A 16,020-nucleotide genomic window follows, 5' to 3' on the forward strand; every position below is an offset into this window, starting at 1 on the left:
CGGTTGTGTTGGCTGGCGATATTTCACGCAAAAAGCATACTGTAGTTATTATTAACAATATGCTCACTAACCCCATTGTGATTAATTCTGCAGTTGTTCGGTTAACAGCGATTAACCTCATAGTTTACAAGATAAGACATTGACTGTAGGTTCTACATCAGTATCGATCAAGTAGACACTATCGGCGCCCACCATATAATAACTGTATAGGTCTTGGTAAATATGTTCGCCTAAGTCACCATAATAAGGACGGCGAGCATTTTTTACCGACTTCCATATTGGCCAAGGTAAAGAAAAATAATCGGCATTAGATTGATTCGTGATATTTAAATCTGAATCAATAGGGAATGGCGTATTGCTTTTATCATGATGTTGAATATCGCTAAAGTTATCACTTATGTTATCTAAGAAGGTTTGATAACTTGACTCATCAATTACTTGTATTCCAGATATCGTTGGGAAATATAATTCCATCGTGAATGCATCGTTATCAAGTTCCTGCCACAGTATGGTTAAAGATAAATGGTCTAATCTGCAACTCAGGTTTGGGTGTGGCTTGAGGTTTCTGTTCACGGGAAGCCAAGGTTGATAAGCCGCTTTAATCATAGCGAATCCTCGTTATATTATTGTGTTACGAACATATCTTAGTCGTGTGGCTGTTACTTTTTTGCATTATTTTTGCTGAAAGTACGATAACCTAAAAATAACTGAGAAGCATGTTGAGATTATCCAATATTTTTTGAAACTCATATCAACCAAATGCGCCTTATCAATCATAATTTGATTGATATGCTAACCCACATTCTCAAATCAATGGTTAATGACTGTTCTAGGACAGTTCAAAAATGGGTTCAGCACATTATGAAATCGCCTTATTTCTCCTCTTTTAAAAAGACTCTCTTGGTGACTGTCGCTTTGGCCGCCAGTATTAATTACGTTATGGCTGACGACAGTGCCTCTGCGTTTAGTCTCGAAAGTAATTTAGCTGATAATTCAAGGTTCCCTCCTGAGTATTATTGGAATCAATTTGGTTGCTCGGGCGAAAATATTGCGCCGCGTTTAACTTGGCAAAATGTACCTGCCGGTACCAAGAGCTTTGCTGTCACTTTATATGATAAAGATGCGCCTACTGGCAGTGGTTTTTGGCACCGTGTTGTGTATGACATTCCGGCACAGGTGTCGACTCTCGCAGGTGGTGTGAATGGCGGAGCACTACCCAGTGGTGCCATTGAAGCTAATACCGATTTAGGTAAACTTGGATTCTTTGGACCTTGTCCACCAGAGGGACGTGAACACAGTTATGTATGGACAGTGCATGCTTTGGATGTGGCGCAGTTGCCGATAGACAAGGGATCAACACCCGCTTTGGTGGGATTCTATCTTTGGCAGCATAGATTAGGCGAAGCAAGTTTAACGCTTTTAGCTGGCCCACGTTAGGAGGAATGAAGATGACCATATTATCTACGCGCATTACATACCCAATGTTATCAAAGGCTTTTACACTACTGGCAACCAGTTTGTTGTGTTCTCACTCATGGGCGACACAGACTGAGCCGCTGGCAAAAATGGAAGTCTTTGCTGAACTTGATGGGGCTGTAGGCGGTATTACTTTCACATCAGATGAACGATTGATTTTCAGTTATCACCCTTTCTATCAACCTAATATTAAGGTAGCCGAGCTTTTAGCGGATGGTAGTACTAAGCCATTTCCTAATTCGGATTGGCAGCAATGCCATGATCCGCAGGGCAAAGCGAAAGAACCTGACACTTGCCTTAATTGGGTGTTGGGGCTGCGAACCGACGATCAAGACAGAGTGTGGCTATTAGATTCTGGTCAGCAGGCGCCACGTATTGAGCCTAAATTAGTGGCATGGGATACCAAGAAAAATCAATTAGATCGCATTATTCATTTGCCCGCGCCAGTCTCTCTTCCTGAGTCACAACATAATGACTTTGTTATCTCATCTCGACATCAAGCGATTGTGATTGCCGATGAGGGGATTGGCACGGGTCCCATTGGTGAAAAGGCTGCGCTGGTGGTTGTGGACTTAAATACAGGGAAAAGTCGGCGCCTATTACAGGGTGATAACAGTGTGATGCCAGACTTACAGCGGCCACTGATTATCGATAAAGACTCAAAAGATAGGAAGCAGATTGAAGTTTATGTGGGTGCCGATGGCATTGCTTTAGATAAAACCCAAACATGGCTCTACTTTGCCCCGATGAATAAAGACAAAGTTTACCGTGTGCGGATGACAGATCTCATCAATCCTTCGTTAACGCCTGCGGCACTCTCTGCCAAAGTGGAGGCTTATGCCGATAAGCCCGACAACGGTGGCTTAAGTATTGATGAAGCGAATAATTTGTATTTAACGGAAGTGGGAGAGCGGGCCATTGGTGTGATCCCTGCAGATTCTCGCCAGTATCGTACTTATGTCCATGATGAACGTATGGTTTGGCCCGACGGCGTGAGTTATGGCAAGCAAGGTTACTTGTACTCTGGGGCTGCGCAATTACCGTTATCGGCACCATTAAATAATGGCAAAGCTGAAAACAGTCCACCTTATTATATTTTCCGTTTTAAGCCGTTAGCGGCGGGCGTTCGTGGTAATTAATCCGAACAATTAATCTCATCAATTAATTTTATAACCTTACGCCAAGTGCTTATCTGAACTGAATTTATTCACACGATTTTTGCGGATTAAAACGGTTTGGATTCGCACTTGGTTATACCGAGTCAGTACTGCCAGAGGATGACAATATGAACATAAACGGATTGGATCACTTTACCATCAGAACGCCCAAACTGGTTGAAACGCTGTTGTTTTATCAAGTCATCCTTGGATTGAAATTAGGTTGGCGGCCACAGTTTGGTTTTCCTGGACATTGGCTTTATGCCTCAAATAAGCCCATTTTGCATTTGGTGGAAGCGGGCGATCAGGCGCTAGATGCCTACTTAGGGGAAAGCAGAAATATTTATGGCTCGGGACGTGTTGACCATTTGTCGTTTCGTGGTACGGATTTACACCAGATGCAGCAGCATTTATGCCAGCAGAGGATGATTTTTCAGGAACGAATTGTGCCTGAGATTGGTGAGCATCAGTTGTTCCTTGAAGATCCGAATGGCATCAAAGTAGAGATGATATTTCCCTATGCAAAGGACAACGCCATCGTTGGAATTGTGATGGATAGGCTCACTATTTTAGACACCAAGGAGCCTGAACATGGCGGAGATTAATGTCTTTAGAAGGCAATTATTGCAAACGCTGGGATTGGGCAGTTTGGCATCATTGGCATTATTTCCTCGAGGTGCGATAGGTATGAATTCATTGAATAAGAGTACAAATATGGAGAGCTCACAGGGTAAGCCGATGATTCGCATGGGAGTGACGGACTTAAGTTTTCATCGCGTCACCGCCGCTGTGGTGGCCCATGTGATAGGGATTATGGGCAAAGAGGTGCAACGAAGCTATGCATTGCACGAGGCTAATTTTGAGCAGCTAGGTGAAGGCAAAGTGGATATGCTGTGTTCTGCATGGCTGCCCCATAGCCATGGGATCTATCTACAAGGTGTCGAAGAGCGAGTTGCTACGCGGCAACTCGGGCTACATTATGAGCCCTATGCGCTCTGGGGCGTACCCGATTATGTGCCTGTTGAGCAAGTGTCGAGCATTGAGGATTTACTCAAACCTGACGTGCAGCAACGTATGCGGCCCATCATTCAAGGGATTGGTGAGGGGGCGGGGATCACGCGATTTTCTAAAAATATTATGACGCAATATGGATTAACGGCGGCGGGTTATCAATTTAGAACAGGCACTCAGGCCGACTGTGTCGCCGCTTTTGAGTCTGCTGTGGCGGTAAACGATTGGGTGATCATTCCTTTGTGGCATCCACAATTTTTACATCATCAATACGGCATTCGCGATCTTCAGGACCCTAAAGGTTTACTCGGGGGAAAAGATAAAGCGGTATTGCTCGCCCGTGAACACGAGTTAGCGGTTAATTTCTCGCCAGCACAAATTCAGGTACTTGATAACATAGTATTATCGAATCAAATGGTTGCAGAACTCGATTATGCGGTTAATCGACAAGGAATGACGGAAGATGAGGCCGCTGCGAACTGGCTGACAGTCAATCCTCAGCATTTGACGACCTGGTTAGCCCCGCTGCTTAATCCTGCGAATGCCTCATCTCAGGGGGTGACATTATGATGATCACACCTGAATCGCGGCTAGTGGCGGCTGGGCTTGAACTACCTGAGGTTGCTGCGGCTCTTGGGAATTACGACCCCTATTCAATTGTTGGCAGTCAGTTAATGACCTCGGGTCAGTTTCCCTATTTAGAGGGCGAGCTTCAGTATCAAGGACAATTGGGCGCCGATCATACTGTGAGCGAAGGCTACGCTGCCTGTCGTCTTGCTACCCTAAATGCCATTGCCCAATTGAAACAGGCTTGCGGTGAGCTTTCGTGGATAAAACAAATTTACCGCTTGGAAGGGGTGCTAAATGTGCATCAATCTTGCTTTGAACATCCTAAAGCACTCGATGGGGCTTCGGATTTATTGCTTGAAATCTTCGGTGAAGCAGGGCGTCACAGCCGGATGATTTGGACAAATCCTGTCATGCCGCTGAACAGTTTGTGTCTAGTGTATTTATTTGCAGAACTCTATTGTGATGACGAACAAAGGCAATGACCTTTGTCTCGATTGAGATTGAATGCTTGAATGTGACTCACATTGGCTGTTAGCTAAATGTTCTGTCAGCAAGACGGGTAGTTCATTCAAGAGCATATGAGGCAGTTCTTGAACTTTCATCAATCGATTGTTAGGGTTAGGTCATCATTGACGGAATGTTGACAATACGATGACTGAGAAACAAAAAATGTTGGCGGGCCAGCCCTATAAGGCTTGGGATGATGAGTTATTGGCTGAGCGGATGCGGGCGAAATCCATTTGTCATCAGTTTAATCTGGCCGAACCGACTTTACTTGATGCCCGAATGGAGCATCTTCGTGGCCTGCTTGATATTCAACACTGCGCCCATATTGAGCCTAATTTCTTTTGCGATTACGGTTATAACATCCATATTGGCAAACAATTTTACGCCAATCATAATCTAACCATATTAGATGTTTGCTCAGTCTCGATTGGCGATAATGTGATGTTTGGTCCCCATGTGATGATTTCTACCGCAACGCATCCTATTAATCCTATCGCGCGGCAAACGACGGAATACGGCGCGCCAATTCAAATCGGTAATAATGTCTGGCTAGGCGGAAACGTCTCTGTGTTACCCGGTGTTACCATTGGCGATAATTGTGTCATTGGTGCTGGTAGTGTCGTGAATAAGAGCATTCCCGCGAACTGTGTGGCGGCGGGGAACCCTTGTAAGGTTATCAAACCTATCGATGTGGACTAGCGCAGGAAAGTTAAAGCCGAGTGATTGGTGTCAAAGCTGATGGTGATTTAGATGGCGATGTAGATATTCGTAGAAAGAAAAACGGTACGCAGTGCGTACCGTTTTTTATTAGCAGGATGAATACTTACAGTACGCCGCGGCGCATTTGGTCCCGTTCAATTGATTCAAACAGGGCCGTAAAGTTGCCTTCACCAAAACCTAAGTTATTCTTACGTTGGATGATTTCGATGAAAATCGGTCCAAACAGGTTTTTAGTAAATATTTGCAATAAATAGCCTGTATCATCACCATCCACCAAAATTTGGTGATGTTTGATGCGCTCACGATTCTCAGTCACTTGAGGCAACTTGTCGAAAATGGTGTCGTAGTATTCAGGGATGATGTCTAGGCACTGGATTGAACTGCCTTCCATCGCATCCAGAGATTTAACGATATCGCGGCTTCTAAAGGCTAAATGTTGCACACCAGGGCCATTGTATTCCTTCAGATATTCATCAATTTGGTTTTTATCGCTGCCTTTACCTTCGTTAATCGGGATACAGAAGCTGCCATCGGGCGAACGCAGGGCGTAGGACACTAGCGCGGTTTGTACGCCGCTGATGTCAAAGTAGCGCACTTCAGTAAAACCAAAAATGTTTTTATAGAAGTTAGCCCAATGTTCCATTGTGCCTTTGTAGACGTTGTTGGTTAAGTGATCGACTTCGATAAAGCCTTTCTCTTGGGTGATGACTTGCTCGTCTAAATCTTCAAAATCAGCGGCATAGATATTGTTATCTGCGCCAAAGGTGTCGATGAAATAAATTAAGCTGTCGCCAATGCCGTAAATCGCAGGATAAGGCAGATCTTTGTTTGCATCATCGGCGGGTTTTGCACCACGTTCAACGGCAACGCGATAGGCAAAGCCGGCATCTTCTACACGCCAGCCCATAGAACAAATGGCTGGGCCGTGGGATTTAGCAAACTTAGCTGAGAAACCTTCGCGCTCAGTGTTGAGCAGAAAATTAATGTCATTCTGTTTGTAGTACAGGATGTCTTTGTTCTTGGCTTTTTTCAGCAGAGAAAAACCAAAGTCGATAAAGACTTTGTGCATAAAATCAGTATCAGGGCTGGCGAATTCAGTGAATTCGATACCTAATAAGCCCAGTGGATTTAGTTCGCTTGCCATGATGTTTTCCTCGTTATTTTAGTGCAACACGCCGTCACTCTAATGACTCCCGCATGGGAGTGCTGGTGGCTTGGGGCTAGTCTTCTAGCCAAGAGCGGTTGTAGTCTTTGCTCATGCAATTTTGTACATGTTCGGTTAATTTCAGTGGGGCGAACGTGTCCACCATCACTGCATATTCATAGGTTTCTTTTTTGCCAATTGAGGCTTCAGTTCGGCCCGGTTGTGGTCCGTGGGCCACGCCTTTTTGATGTAAGGTCATGTAACCCGCTTCAATACCCGTGCGGCTCATAAAGTCGCCATCGACGTAATACAAGACTTCGTCGCTATCTATGTTGTTGTGGTAATAAGGCGCCGGAATCGATTTAGGGTGGAAATCGTAGGGGCGCGGTACGAAGTTACAAATCACAAAGTTATGGGCGGTAAAGACTAAGTGATCAGAAGGGGGGAGATGGATTTTGCCTACCTTTGGTGCGTATTCTGTGATGTTGAATGCCCAAGGATAAACGCAGCCATCCCAACCTACTAAATCAAAGGGATGCCATTCGAGCGTGGTGAGTTGGTATTTATCGCCAAACTTACACACTAAGGGGAAGGCGCCGCGCTCAACCACAGCATCTTGCAATGTAGGTACGCGCAAATCGCGCTCGCAGTAAGGTGCCGATTCTAATAGCTGACCATACTCGTTACGGAAATGCTTAGGCACTTCCACCATAGAGAATGACTCGATGACGAAAAGTCGCACATTGCTGTAATCGTTGAATTTAAGCTGATAAGTGGTGCCACGTGGGATCACGAGATAGTCCCATTTTTGGACCTTAATTGTGCCGTACTCGCTGTAGAGTGTGCCTTCGCCTTCGTGGACAAAAACCACTTCATCGGCATAGGCGTTACGGTAAAACTTGTCGGTATCGGCGGTGACTTTGGCGGTATAAAGTGCTAAGTCATTGTTATAAAAAATCTTGTTACGGGCGCTGAAGAAATTACCTTTACGGTCGGCGTCGCGGGAATCGAGTTTATAGTTTTGGACCAGCGAGTCTTCCCAATTGGCACCATGGCCTAGGCTGTAGGGCGCCACTTCTAATGCTTTGGTTGGCATGTTGTGGTGATATTTATTGGAATAAATATTGGAAAAACCATGGGTTGAGAACAACTCTTCACGGTAAAGCTCGCCGTTTTCCTTTTCAAATGCGATATGGCGCTTATGGGGAATCTGGCCTTGTTTCACATAAAATGGCATGGAGGATCCTTGGTTTTTACAGCGGCGTGAGATTAGCTCTACTTCGCTTGTCGTTATGGTTATGTGATCTTGTTATCAATTTAGTTGCTTGAATGAACAAAAAAAAGAATAATAAATCCGTTATCTCAATCTAAAAATTAGATGGTATTCTAATCTTTACGAATCGTAGTGTTTCCGTGACATGTTCATTAGAGCTAAGGAGTGACCATGCGCATCGATATTGATGCTTTTAATGTGCTGCAAGTGCTGGTGGAAGAGGGCAGTTTTGCCAAGGCGGCGGAGCGATTACACAAAGCGCAATCGGCGGTGAGTTATCAAGTTAAAAAGTTAGAAGAGCACCTAGGCGTGCCGCTTTTTAGCCGTGAGCAATATCGTGCTGAGCTGACGCAAGAGGGCCGAGTGATTTTGGCCGAGGGACAAAGATTACTGCAACACCTTGCAAACATTGAACATCTTGCCAGTCGTTTCAGTGAAGGCTGGGAGCCAAAGCTAGAACTAGTGATAGACGGTGCCTTACCGATGGAGCCTATCATGACGGCCTTAAAGCGTATGGCTGAACATCAAATCCCCACTAAAATTCAGCTGAATATGGAGTTTTTAGGCGGTGTACAACACAGATTCGAGCGTGATAATGCTGACTTGATGTTAGTGAAAGATTATCGCACTGGCCCCTATTACCATCCGCAGCCGTTGCCTGCAATTACTAGCGTACTGGTGGCCAGTGCTTCGCATCCTTTGTCTTTTATTCGCGAAATTAGTTTGTCTGAGCTGCAGCAACATGTGGAATTAACTATCGAAGACTCTTCACCCAATAAAAGTTACCGCGATGAAATGCAATTTGGCGGCGATAAAGTGTTTTATCTTTCTGGCTTTATCATGAAAAAGAACGCTTTGTTAAAAGGCTTAGGTTTTGGCTGGTTGCCGGACTTTTTAGTGCAAGAAGAGTTGGCTAAGGGCGAATTAGTTGAAATCGACTTCGTCGGTGGCAGTCGTTTTACGTTTATTCCACAGCTCGTCTCGACCTTAGAGCGTCCGTTAGGCCGTGCAGGACAACTTTTTACCGAGTTGATATTAGAGGAGTTTGCTAAGGCTGAGCAGTTTAATGGTGTGGGTTTGGGTTGATAAGTCTTCGCTTGTCATCTTTTGATACAAGTTACCGCATAAAATAATCGCATTTTGACATTTTATGTCATAGATTAATGCCTAGGTCAGATGAAGGTTTAGATTGAGAGTTAAAATAAGGCCTAAATTCAGACTGAGCTTAGATCTAGATTAGGGTCGAGATGAAGAGTGAAATTGAGCCGCGATAGGTAAAGAGTCGTCCATCGGGGTCAATCTAAAGGATAGTAACAAGGAACTGACAGTTAAGGGGAACAGTATGTCTAGACGTTGTCATGAAGTGGATTATGAAATTATCGGCCACAGTATGCAGTTGGTTGAAGTGGAACTCGATCCTAACGAAACCGTGGTCGCTGAAGCGGGCGCGATGAATTACCTAGAGCAAGATATTAGCTTTGAGGCCAAAATGGGCGATGGCTCTGAGCCTGAGTCAGGCTTTTTTGGCAAGTTGGTGGGCGCGGGTAAACGGGCATTGACGGGTGAGAGCATTTTTATGACTCACTTTACCAACCAAGGCAATCAAAAACGTAAAGTCGCCTTTGCCGCCCCTTATCCTGGCACTATCCTAGCGATCGACTTGGCCGAACATGGTGGTGAGCTTATCTGCCAGAAAGACAGTTTTTTGGCTGCGGCTTTAGGTACACGCGTGACGATGAAATTTAATCGCCGCTTAGGTACGGGATTTTTTGGTGGCGAAGGATTTATTCTGCAAAGCCTACAGGGCGATGGTATGGCGTTTATCCATGCGGGCGGCACCTTAGTGAAAAAAGAACTAAAAGGTGAAACCTTAAGAGTTGACACCGGTTGTCTTGTTGCATTTACCTCAGGGATTGATTACGACATAGAGCGTGCAGGCTCATTAAAGTCTATGGTCTTTGGCGGTGAAGGTTTGTTTTTAGCCACACTCAAAGGCCACGGGACGGTTTGGCTACAAAGCTTGCCATTCTCACGTATGGCGGATCGCATTATCGCCCATGCCCCATCAGCGGGTGGCAGTGATCGCGGTGAAGGCTCTGTACTCGGAGGTCTTGGTCGCATGCTCGATGGGCGTTAAATGATAAGCTGACATGCTGTCTTCTCTTAAGGCATTCCAGACTCTCCTCTGGGATGCCTTTTTAGTTGAAACCTCTCATTTCCTTTATCGTTTTAAGCATTTTCGCCGTTGTTAAGGCTTTGCTGAATGCGTCTTTCAATTAGTTTAGATATGAGATACATCATCAAATAGCCCGTGCCTAAGGCTAAAATCACCGCGACGACATTCTCCGTATACAGGCGGTAAGCGTAGAAAGTACCGACCAGTACTGCGATACCAGCAAGGCGAATAAGTAGGCTTTGAGTAAAGTAGCCATGAGCTTTGATATAAGCTAGCTGGTAGCCATTGAGCATCATAAATATAAAAAACATGGAGAAATGCATTAATACTGGGGCCGCTTTAATGTATTGCTCGGGGAATAACCAAGCGACTAACGGCTTGCTCGCAAAGACCATAACGACAAAAAAAATACCGCTGATCCACAAAGAAACTTTCGTCAGCCATGACTTAATTTGTTGGACTTCGTCAAAGCGTTTTTCTCGTACGCACACAGCGACTTCGGGCAGTACAAACCGGTAGATGGGAAAGACAAAAAGCAGGGTGAGGTAAGTGATCATCGGCCGCACCACCACTTGGAAATCACCCAGTTCATCTATGCTGAAATAGGCAATAGTCAGCAGTACGGTGATGTAAATCATCAAGATACTGGCCCCCGCTTCCATGGACGCCGTCAGGCTTTTCTTCATAAAACTGCGTAAACCCGTATCAAAATGCACCGCACTTAAGGGCGGAGTGGCAATATCTTTGCGCCGTTTTAAGTACATATATAAGGCAACGATGAGCGATGACAGTGTCATGCTGTAAAAGAGTGATGCAATGGCGGTTTGTTTTAAGCCGTAGAAACATAATAAAAAGCTAGTCACTTGCGCGAGCGGCTCTAACCAAGTGACTCTATTGGAGATGGCATATAGCCGGTACATGGCAATTTGATTGGTAAAATAGACCTTGAGCCCCATACTCAGAATAATCCCAACCAATTGAAAATATTCTACATTGAGCTGAAGTTTGTGTTTGATATAGGGTAAAACTAAGCCCCATGTCAGTAATACCATAGCGATCAAGCTGTAGCGGAATATATTGGTAATATCCACATCTTGCTTGGTCTGGGAGTAGGTCACCACCATAGAGGAGCGAAATCCCGTCATTAGGATTAGCGACAGTGAGATAATGTCGATCACTGTGTGATAGAGCGCTAGATCGGCTTTGGCAACCCATTGTGCTAGCCAGAGTTTAAATAGAAAACCCACAGAAATACTGGCGAGTGATGCCCAGAACCCCGCAATAATTGCCTGCTTAACCCGTTGAAGTGAGGTGTTTTCCATTATCAAAAATCCAGCGTTAGTCTACGGTCATTATCGGGATGCTATGAATTCAATTAAGATTTTGCCTTAGTCGCATGAGTATTTTTAGGTGACACTTATCTTGTTCTGTTCGATATCTTTTCACCCTGCATGAGTCTAGCATTTAGCCAATTTACGACCAATAGCCAGATAGTAAAGATATGATAAATATCAATATGTTGCTTTATTGTAAGTTAGAACGTTATTGAGTGAGGACTGGGATGATAAATTGTCTTACAGACAACGTTTTTTGATAGATCAAAGCAGTATTAAGAAGTACAACTACGCCCAGATAAGAGCTGGGCGTAGTTGTAAATGTGTCAGTTATAAATGCCATTTTGCCATGGGAAGTTAATCGGTAATGATATTGACGATATCGAGGATTTTACGGCTGTTATTATCGAGTTTGATTAGTGCACCTTCGACTTGAATGCTAATGATGCCATCTCTGTCTAAGGGCACTACGATGCGGCCACGATCATAAATATCATGCTCAAGCACATCACCACGGTGGAGTTTTTTCTGCCAACCGGGTGGCAGTGGCTGACCTTGGTCAACTTTTTTCTGTAATCCCGGCGGTAGACTTTTATCCTTTTTGTGGCGCTCATGGTCATCTTTAGCAAAGGTTGAGATGGACATAGTTAAGCTGAGGACAAGTCCTGTGATTACCACTGAGGTCAATTTATTCATCTGTACTCCTAAGGGGCATTGAGTTGATGTTGTGTCCAATGCTGGATGTGGCCAACAATAGGCGATGCTAAATGAACTATAGCTGAACGTTCTAGCTCAAGATTGCTTTCTAGCGGATTAACATGAGTACGGCTTGCCATTGTTCGGCGGTCACAGGTTGGATACTGAGTCTTGACCCCTTAGCCACTAAATACATGTCCGCCAGTTGGGGTAAACTTTTTATCAAACTCAAGGGAATCATCTCGTTAAATTTTTTGACAAAGCGGATATCTACTCGCAGCCATCTTGGTTTGGTTGGATCTGACTTAGGGTCGAAATACTTCGATTCAGGATCGAAGGCCGTGCTGTCGGGATACGCATTGGTCACGACTTCTGCGATACCGACAATACCGGGCACTTTGCAGCTTGAATGGTAAAAAAATACCTTGTCGCCAATCTGCATCTCATCGCGCATAAAGTTACGCGCCTGATAGTTACGGATCCCATGCCAAGCTTCGGTTTGGTTAGGGCAAGCCTTAAGATCATCTATGCTGAATTCGTCGGGTTCCGATTTCATAAGCCAGTAGTTCATCTTGTTTCCTTTACTCATAGTTGCCGTTAAGCGCTTCAATACCGCTGAGTTTATCTGAATTTTGTCGAATACCCCAGTTCGTCACCCATATCAAATATTGTGAGTTTGATTAAGTTTCCGTTCAGATAACGTGGCTTAGCCTGTTGACAGTAATCTTATTTGGTATGCCTTATGCAAATTCTCGTTTCTAAGGCAAAGCGTCAAATTCGATCTCGGTTTGTGACTGGTGTCGTACAAGTTGTGGCAGCAGAGGCAACCAAAACCTGTGAGGTGTGTTATGGGGACTTCAACAATGACATCCGATTGTGGTTTATACACTAAATATCTTAAGGATTTTACGGCGGGTGATGTGATCTTAAGTCATGAGCGAATGCTGGAATTTATTAATGACCTGACAACGCAAGGTTGGTTATTGGCTAATTTCACTTGGGACTATTGGTATAACAACAGTTACTTAGTCGATAAACCTGCCTATATTCGTGATGCGAGCATCGCACAATGTAAGTTGCTGTTGACGGCCATGACGCGACTCGAGGTTTTTAGCCCCGGCGTGTTAGAAAATATGCGTCGCCAAGGGGTGTTACTGGCCATTGTTGAGCGGTTACAAAGCTTAAATGTGCCTAAGTCGAGTACTCATTTTGAGTTTATCAGCCGTTAGCACTGGGCTTTAATGGATTGTTATCTAATCGTTTGTCTTACTCTTTAGTCTAATAAAGTCCTTTTTTACTTGTGACATGATCCGTGGATTGGTTAGTTTGGACCTCGCTAACCATAATAATAAATGCACGGAGGCCTTAATGTCAGTTCCTACAAGCCAAGTTATAAGCCCGCTCAATGTTAGCGAGTTTAGAGGCGAGTCATCACCGAAACTCGTTGAGAAGACCATAGGTCAATATCTTGATGAGATTGCGGCAACGTATCCCGACCAATTAGCTGTCGTCGTACACCATCAACATATCCGCTGGAATTACCGCCAATATCTTGCCCAAATCGATGCGCTCGCCACAGGACTATTAAAACTCGGTATTAAGTCTGGTGATAGGGTAGGGATTTGGTCGCCTAACAATATCGAGTGGTGTTTAACCCAATATGCGACCGCTAAAATTGGCGCCATCATGGTGTGTATTAATCCTGCGTATCGCCCTGAAGAGTTGCAATATGCGCTGAGTAACGTGGGTTGCCGCGCGGTAATTTGTGCCGATAAGTTTAAATCCAGCAATTATCTTGAGATGCTATATGAATTGGCGCCTGAGCTAACTTCTTGCCCAGCGGGTAAATTACAAGCTAAAGCCGTACCTGAGCTTGAATTTGTGATCCGTATGGGCGCGGAGAAATCCGTCGGTATGTTGAATTTTGATGACTTGATCGTTGATGTGACCGCCGCTGACAGGATAATGCTCGAGAGGATTGCTAAGGAATTAAGCCCGTACGATGCGATTAATATCCAGTTTACCTCTGGCACGACGGGCAGCCCGAAAGGTGCGACCCTATCCCATCATAACATATTGAATAATGGCTATTTAGTCGCAGAGGCGATGAAGTTTACCTGCCACGATAAACTCTGTATTCCAGTGCCTTTATACCATTGTTTTGGCATGGTACTCGGCAGTTTAGTCTGCTTAGCCAAAGGCGCAGCTGCTGTGTTCCCCGGTGAATCCTTCGATCCATTGACGACATTGCAAGTGATTGAGCAAGAGCGTTGCACCGCTTTGCATGGCGTACCGACCATGTTTATTGCCGAGTTGGAACACCCTGAGTTTGCTCGTTTTGATTTGAGTTCCTTACGTACCGGCGTGATGGCGGGGGCAACTTGTCCTGAAGAAGTGATGCGACGTGTACAAAACCTGATGTATATGAAGGAAGTGCTGATTGGTTATGGTCAGACCGAATGCAGTCCGCTCAATCACATTACTGAAATCGACTCACCCGTAGAGAAACGCGTTCTCACCGTTGGCCGTGCTTTACCCCATACCGAAGTGAAAATTGTCGATGAATTTGGCGAAGTGCTGCCAATTAATCAACCCGGCGAAGTGCTGCCAATTAATCAACCCGGCGAAGTCTGTAGTCGTGGTTATTGCATTATGCAGTGTTATTGGAATGATCCTGAGAAAACGGCGGCAACCATAGACAGTCAAGGCTGGCTACATTCGGGCGATATTGGCCAAATGGATGAGCAAGGTTATGTGCAAATTGTGGGGCGCATTAAAGATATGATTATTCGCGGCGGCGAGAATATTTATCCCCGTGAGATTGAAGAGAAACTTTACACCCATAAAGATGTGCAGGATGCGGCGGTCTTTGGCGTTCAAAGCGATAAATACGGCGAGGAGGTGTGTGCTTGGATTAAAGTCCGCTCAGGAGCCGCGATTACAGAGGCTGATATTCGTCATTTTCTCACCGAGAAATTCGCCTACTTTAAAGTGCCGCGCTACATCAAGTTTGTGGATCAGTATCCAATGACAGTGACGGGAAAAATTCAGAAATTCAAAATGCGCGAGCTGATGTATCAAGAGTTATATGAAGATATTAATGCTTAAGTGATGTGATTTTGCGAGTGCGCTTTTTTGACTTTCAAGCCGCGCAATGTGGCTTGAATTTTATTCTATCTAGCTATTTCGGTTAGCAGATAAACGAACAAGCTAATTGGCTAATGAAAAAGTTGGCGAGTCATACCATCAAGTCAAGCTGCATGTTGAGTTAGCTTTCGCTGCTAATGTCGTTATTCTAATTGTAACAAAACTTCACTTCCCCGCTGTGGCTTGATGGCTATACTAAAACTAGTCATAAAATCTAACCAATCATAAAATCTCGGCAGATAAAAACGAAAGCGTTAAGTTGTCGATGATGTAGTCGTAAATCCATGTAGGCAAAGGAGTACTAAATGGTTCGATGGCGTTCAATGCTCCTTGTGTATTGTCTTTCCTTTATGGGATTGAGCGTAGCTAAAGCGGATACCTTAATGCTCACTTCTTTACTTTGGCCGCCTTATTCAGGAGAGCAATTAACGGAGCAGGGTGCCAGTATTGCCGTGGTACGGGCGGCGCTGAACGTTATGGGACAACAGTTAAAAGTGGATTTTTATCCGTGGAGCCGCGCTGTCAAACTTACGACTATGCCGAACTCTGACTACATAGGTTATGTAGTGATGTGATGGACGCCTCAGCACCTAAGCTTGCAGTATTATGCCAAGCTTAAAGCTGACAAATAGTTCTGGAGGTTTCCATCATGGATATTAAAGTTATTGGTATCGATTTAGCCAAAAATGTTTTTCAAGTTTGTGTTTGTCTTATGGATAACTCTGTCATGAGTAACAAAAAGGTTAACAGAAACAAGCTGCTCGATAAAATTAGACAATTCCCCGAAGGTAGCCTTATTGCTATGGAGG

The 16,020-nt window shown here is 44.6% G+C and carries 16 protein-coding genes and 2 pseudogenes; 12 read left to right on the forward strand and 6 right to left on the reverse strand.

Translation table 11 applies throughout. The annotated features are described in order from the left end of the window. Positions 1-117 precede the first annotated feature (117 nt). Entirely contained in the window at positions 118-606 is a 489-nt protein-coding gene (locus L5M11_RS21030) for a hypothetical protein (protein ID WP_263185757.1), read from the reverse strand. Positions 607-861: 255 nt separating this feature from the next. Between L5M11_RS21030 and L5M11_RS21035 the strand changes: the two genes are divergently transcribed. The 6 genes from L5M11_RS21035 to L5M11_RS21060 all read left to right on the forward strand — a co-directional run bounded on the left by L5M11_RS21035 (position 862) and on the right by L5M11_RS21060 (position 5,420). Next, on the forward strand, positions 862-1,437 hold the full coding sequence (locus L5M11_RS21035; protein WP_263185758.1) for a YbhB/YbcL family Raf kinase inhibitor-like protein: 576 nt from the start codon (positions 862-864) through the stop codon (positions 1,435-1,437). A gap of 11 nt (positions 1,438-1,448) precedes the next feature. After that, complete coding sequence (locus L5M11_RS21040; RefSeq protein WP_251071153.1) at positions 1,449-2,615, forward strand: major royal jelly family protein; 1,167 nt, start codon at positions 1,449-1,451, stop codon at positions 2,613-2,615. A gap of 146 nt (positions 2,616-2,761) precedes the next feature. Further along, positions 2,762-3,238, forward strand: coding sequence for a VOC family protein (locus L5M11_RS21045; RefSeq protein WP_131525029.1), 477 nt, complete (start codon positions 2,762-2,764; stop codon positions 3,236-3,238). After that, positions 3,225-4,214 (forward strand): glycine betaine ABC transporter substrate-binding protein, encoded by a 990-nt coding sequence (locus tag L5M11_RS21050; protein WP_263185760.1) that lies wholly within the window; start codon positions 3,225-3,227, stop codon positions 4,212-4,214. The genes L5M11_RS21045 and L5M11_RS21050 overlap by 14 nt, the downstream gene beginning before the upstream one ends. Continuing rightward, positions 4,211-4,696, forward strand: a complete 486-nt coding sequence (locus tag L5M11_RS21055; protein ID WP_263185762.1) for an Atu1372/SO_1960 family protein — start codon at positions 4,211-4,213, stop codon at positions 4,694-4,696. Before L5M11_RS21050 ends, L5M11_RS21055 begins: the two co-directional genes overlap by 4 nt. A gap of 169 nt (positions 4,697-4,865) precedes the next feature. Then, positions 4,866-5,420, forward strand: coding sequence for a sugar O-acetyltransferase (locus L5M11_RS21060; protein WP_131525027.1), 555 nt, complete (start codon positions 4,866-4,868; stop codon positions 5,418-5,420). Between the two features lie 124 nt (positions 5,421-5,544). Here the strand turns inward: L5M11_RS21060 and hppD are convergent, their stop codons facing one another. Both hppD and L5M11_RS21070 read right to left on the reverse strand, forming a co-directional pair. Next, positions 5,545-6,585, reverse strand: coding sequence for a 4-hydroxyphenylpyruvate dioxygenase (gene hppD, locus L5M11_RS21065; RefSeq protein ID WP_263185764.1), 1,041 nt, complete (start codon positions 6,583-6,585; stop codon positions 5,545-5,547). Between the two features lie 76 nt (positions 6,586-6,661). Next, a complete protein-coding gene (locus L5M11_RS21070; RefSeq protein WP_173244217.1) occupies positions 6,662-7,822 on the reverse strand; it encodes a homogentisate 1,2-dioxygenase in 1,161 nt (386 codons plus the stop codon). Positions 7,823-8,029: 207 nt separating this feature from the next. Between L5M11_RS21070 and L5M11_RS21075 the strand changes: the two genes are divergently transcribed. Beyond that, the gene (locus tag L5M11_RS21075; RefSeq protein WP_028759592.1) at positions 8,030-8,944 is read left to right on the forward strand and encodes a LysR family transcriptional regulator; all 915 of its coding nucleotides are present in this window, start codon (positions 8,030-8,032) and stop codon (positions 8,942-8,944) included. A gap of 256 nt (positions 8,945-9,200) precedes the next feature. Next, on the forward strand, positions 9,201-9,995 hold the full coding sequence (locus L5M11_RS21080) for a TIGR00266 family protein (RefSeq protein WP_113940919.1): 795 nt from the start codon (positions 9,201-9,203) through the stop codon (positions 9,993-9,995). Between the two features lie 92 nt (positions 9,996-10,087). Here L5M11_RS21080 and L5M11_RS21085 read toward each other — a convergent pair whose 3' ends face one another. The 3 genes from L5M11_RS21085 to L5M11_RS21095 form a co-directional block, all read right to left on the reverse strand. Next, positions 10,088-11,356, reverse strand: coding sequence for a hypothetical protein (locus L5M11_RS21085; RefSeq protein ID WP_219255603.1), 1,269 nt, complete (start codon positions 11,354-11,356; stop codon positions 10,088-10,090). 369 nt (positions 11,357-11,725) lie between these two features. Then, positions 11,726-12,064 carry a hypothetical protein gene (locus L5M11_RS21090; RefSeq protein WP_131525023.1) on the reverse strand — a complete coding sequence of 113 codons (339 nt, stop codon included), beginning with the start codon at positions 12,062-12,064 and terminating at the stop codon, positions 11,726-11,728. A gap of 109 nt (positions 12,065-12,173) precedes the next feature. Continuing rightward, on the reverse strand, positions 12,174-12,635 hold the full coding sequence (locus L5M11_RS21095; protein ID WP_263193159.1) for an EVE domain-containing protein: 462 nt from the start codon (positions 12,633-12,635) through the stop codon (positions 12,174-12,176). A gap of 277 nt (positions 12,636-12,912) precedes the next feature. Between L5M11_RS21095 and L5M11_RS21100 the strand changes: the two genes are divergently transcribed. The 4 genes and pseudogenes from L5M11_RS21100 to L5M11_RS21115 form a co-directional block, all read left to right on the forward strand. Beyond that, the gene (locus tag L5M11_RS21100) at positions 12,913-13,293 is read left to right on the forward strand and encodes a DUF6508 domain-containing protein (protein ID WP_028759597.1); all 381 of its coding nucleotides are present in this window, start codon (positions 12,913-12,915) and stop codon (positions 13,291-13,293) included. A 139-nt stretch (positions 13,294-13,432) separates the two neighbouring features. Further along, positions 13,433-15,172, forward strand: a complete 1,740-nt coding sequence (locus L5M11_RS21105; RefSeq protein WP_263193160.1) for an AMP-binding protein — start codon at positions 13,433-13,435, stop codon at positions 15,170-15,172. 344 nt (positions 15,173-15,516) lie between these two features. Beyond that, a pseudogene (locus tag L5M11_RS21110) lies at positions 15,517-15,774 on the forward strand (ABC transporter); the annotation flags it as partial. 86 nt (positions 15,775-15,860) lie between these two features. Further along, positions 15,861-16,020 (forward strand): annotated as a pseudogene (locus L5M11_RS21115) (IS110 family transposase); the annotation flags it as partial.

The organism is Shewanella sp. SM87, from assembly GCF_025653705.1.
Classification (GTDB): Bacteria; Pseudomonadota; Gammaproteobacteria; order Enterobacterales; family Shewanellaceae; genus Shewanella; species Shewanella oncorhynchi.

Excerpts from the sequence above, each read along its gene's own strand:
- L5M11_RS21105 (WP_263193160.1), top strand. The coding sequence starts at position 13,433 with ATGTCAGTTCCTACAAGCCAAGTTATAAGCCCGCTCAATGTTAGCGAG.
- L5M11_RS21085 (WP_219255603.1), bottom strand. The coding sequence starts at position 11,356 with ATGGAAAACACCTCACTTCAACGGGTTAAGCAGGCAATTATTGCGGGG.
- L5M11_RS21050 (WP_263185760.1), top strand. The coding sequence starts at position 3,225 with ATGGCGGAGATTAATGTCTTTAGAAGGCAATTATTGCAAACGCTGGGA.
- L5M11_RS21030 (WP_263185757.1), bottom strand. The coding sequence starts at position 606 with ATGATTAAAGCGGCTTATCAACCTTGGCTTCCCGTGAACAGAAACCTC.
- L5M11_RS21100 (WP_028759597.1), top strand. The coding sequence starts at position 12,913 with ATGGGGACTTCAACAATGACATCCGATTGTGGTTTATACACTAAATAT.
- hppD (WP_263185764.1), bottom strand. The coding sequence starts at position 6,585 with ATGGCAAGCGAACTAAATCCACTGGGCTTATTAGGTATCGAATTCACT.
- L5M11_RS21060 (WP_131525027.1), top strand. The coding sequence starts at position 4,866 with ATGACTGAGAAACAAAAAATGTTGGCGGGCCAGCCCTATAAGGCTTGG.
- L5M11_RS21040 (WP_251071153.1), top strand. The coding sequence starts at position 1,449 with ATGACCATATTATCTACGCGCATTACATACCCAATGTTATCAAAGGCT.
- L5M11_RS21035 (WP_263185758.1), top strand. The coding sequence starts at position 862 with ATGAAATCGCCTTATTTCTCCTCTTTTAAAAAGACTCTCTTGGTGACT.
- L5M11_RS21080 (WP_113940919.1), top strand. The coding sequence starts at position 9,201 with ATGTCTAGACGTTGTCATGAAGTGGATTATGAAATTATCGGCCACAGT.
- L5M11_RS21055 (WP_263185762.1), top strand. The coding sequence starts at position 4,211 with ATGATGATCACACCTGAATCGCGGCTAGTGGCGGCTGGGCTTGAACTA.
- L5M11_RS21070 (WP_173244217.1), bottom strand. The coding sequence starts at position 7,822 with ATGCCATTTTATGTGAAACAAGGCCAGATTCCCCATAAGCGCCATATC.
- L5M11_RS21045 (WP_131525029.1), top strand. The coding sequence starts at position 2,762 with ATGAACATAAACGGATTGGATCACTTTACCATCAGAACGCCCAAACTG.
- L5M11_RS21095 (WP_263193159.1), bottom strand. The coding sequence starts at position 12,635 with ATGAACTACTGGCTTATGAAATCGGAACCCGACGAATTCAGCATAGAT.
- L5M11_RS21075 (WP_028759592.1), top strand. The coding sequence starts at position 8,030 with ATGCGCATCGATATTGATGCTTTTAATGTGCTGCAAGTGCTGGTGGAA.
- L5M11_RS21090 (WP_131525023.1), bottom strand. The coding sequence starts at position 12,064 with ATGAATAAATTGACCTCAGTGGTAATCACAGGACTTGTCCTCAGCTTA.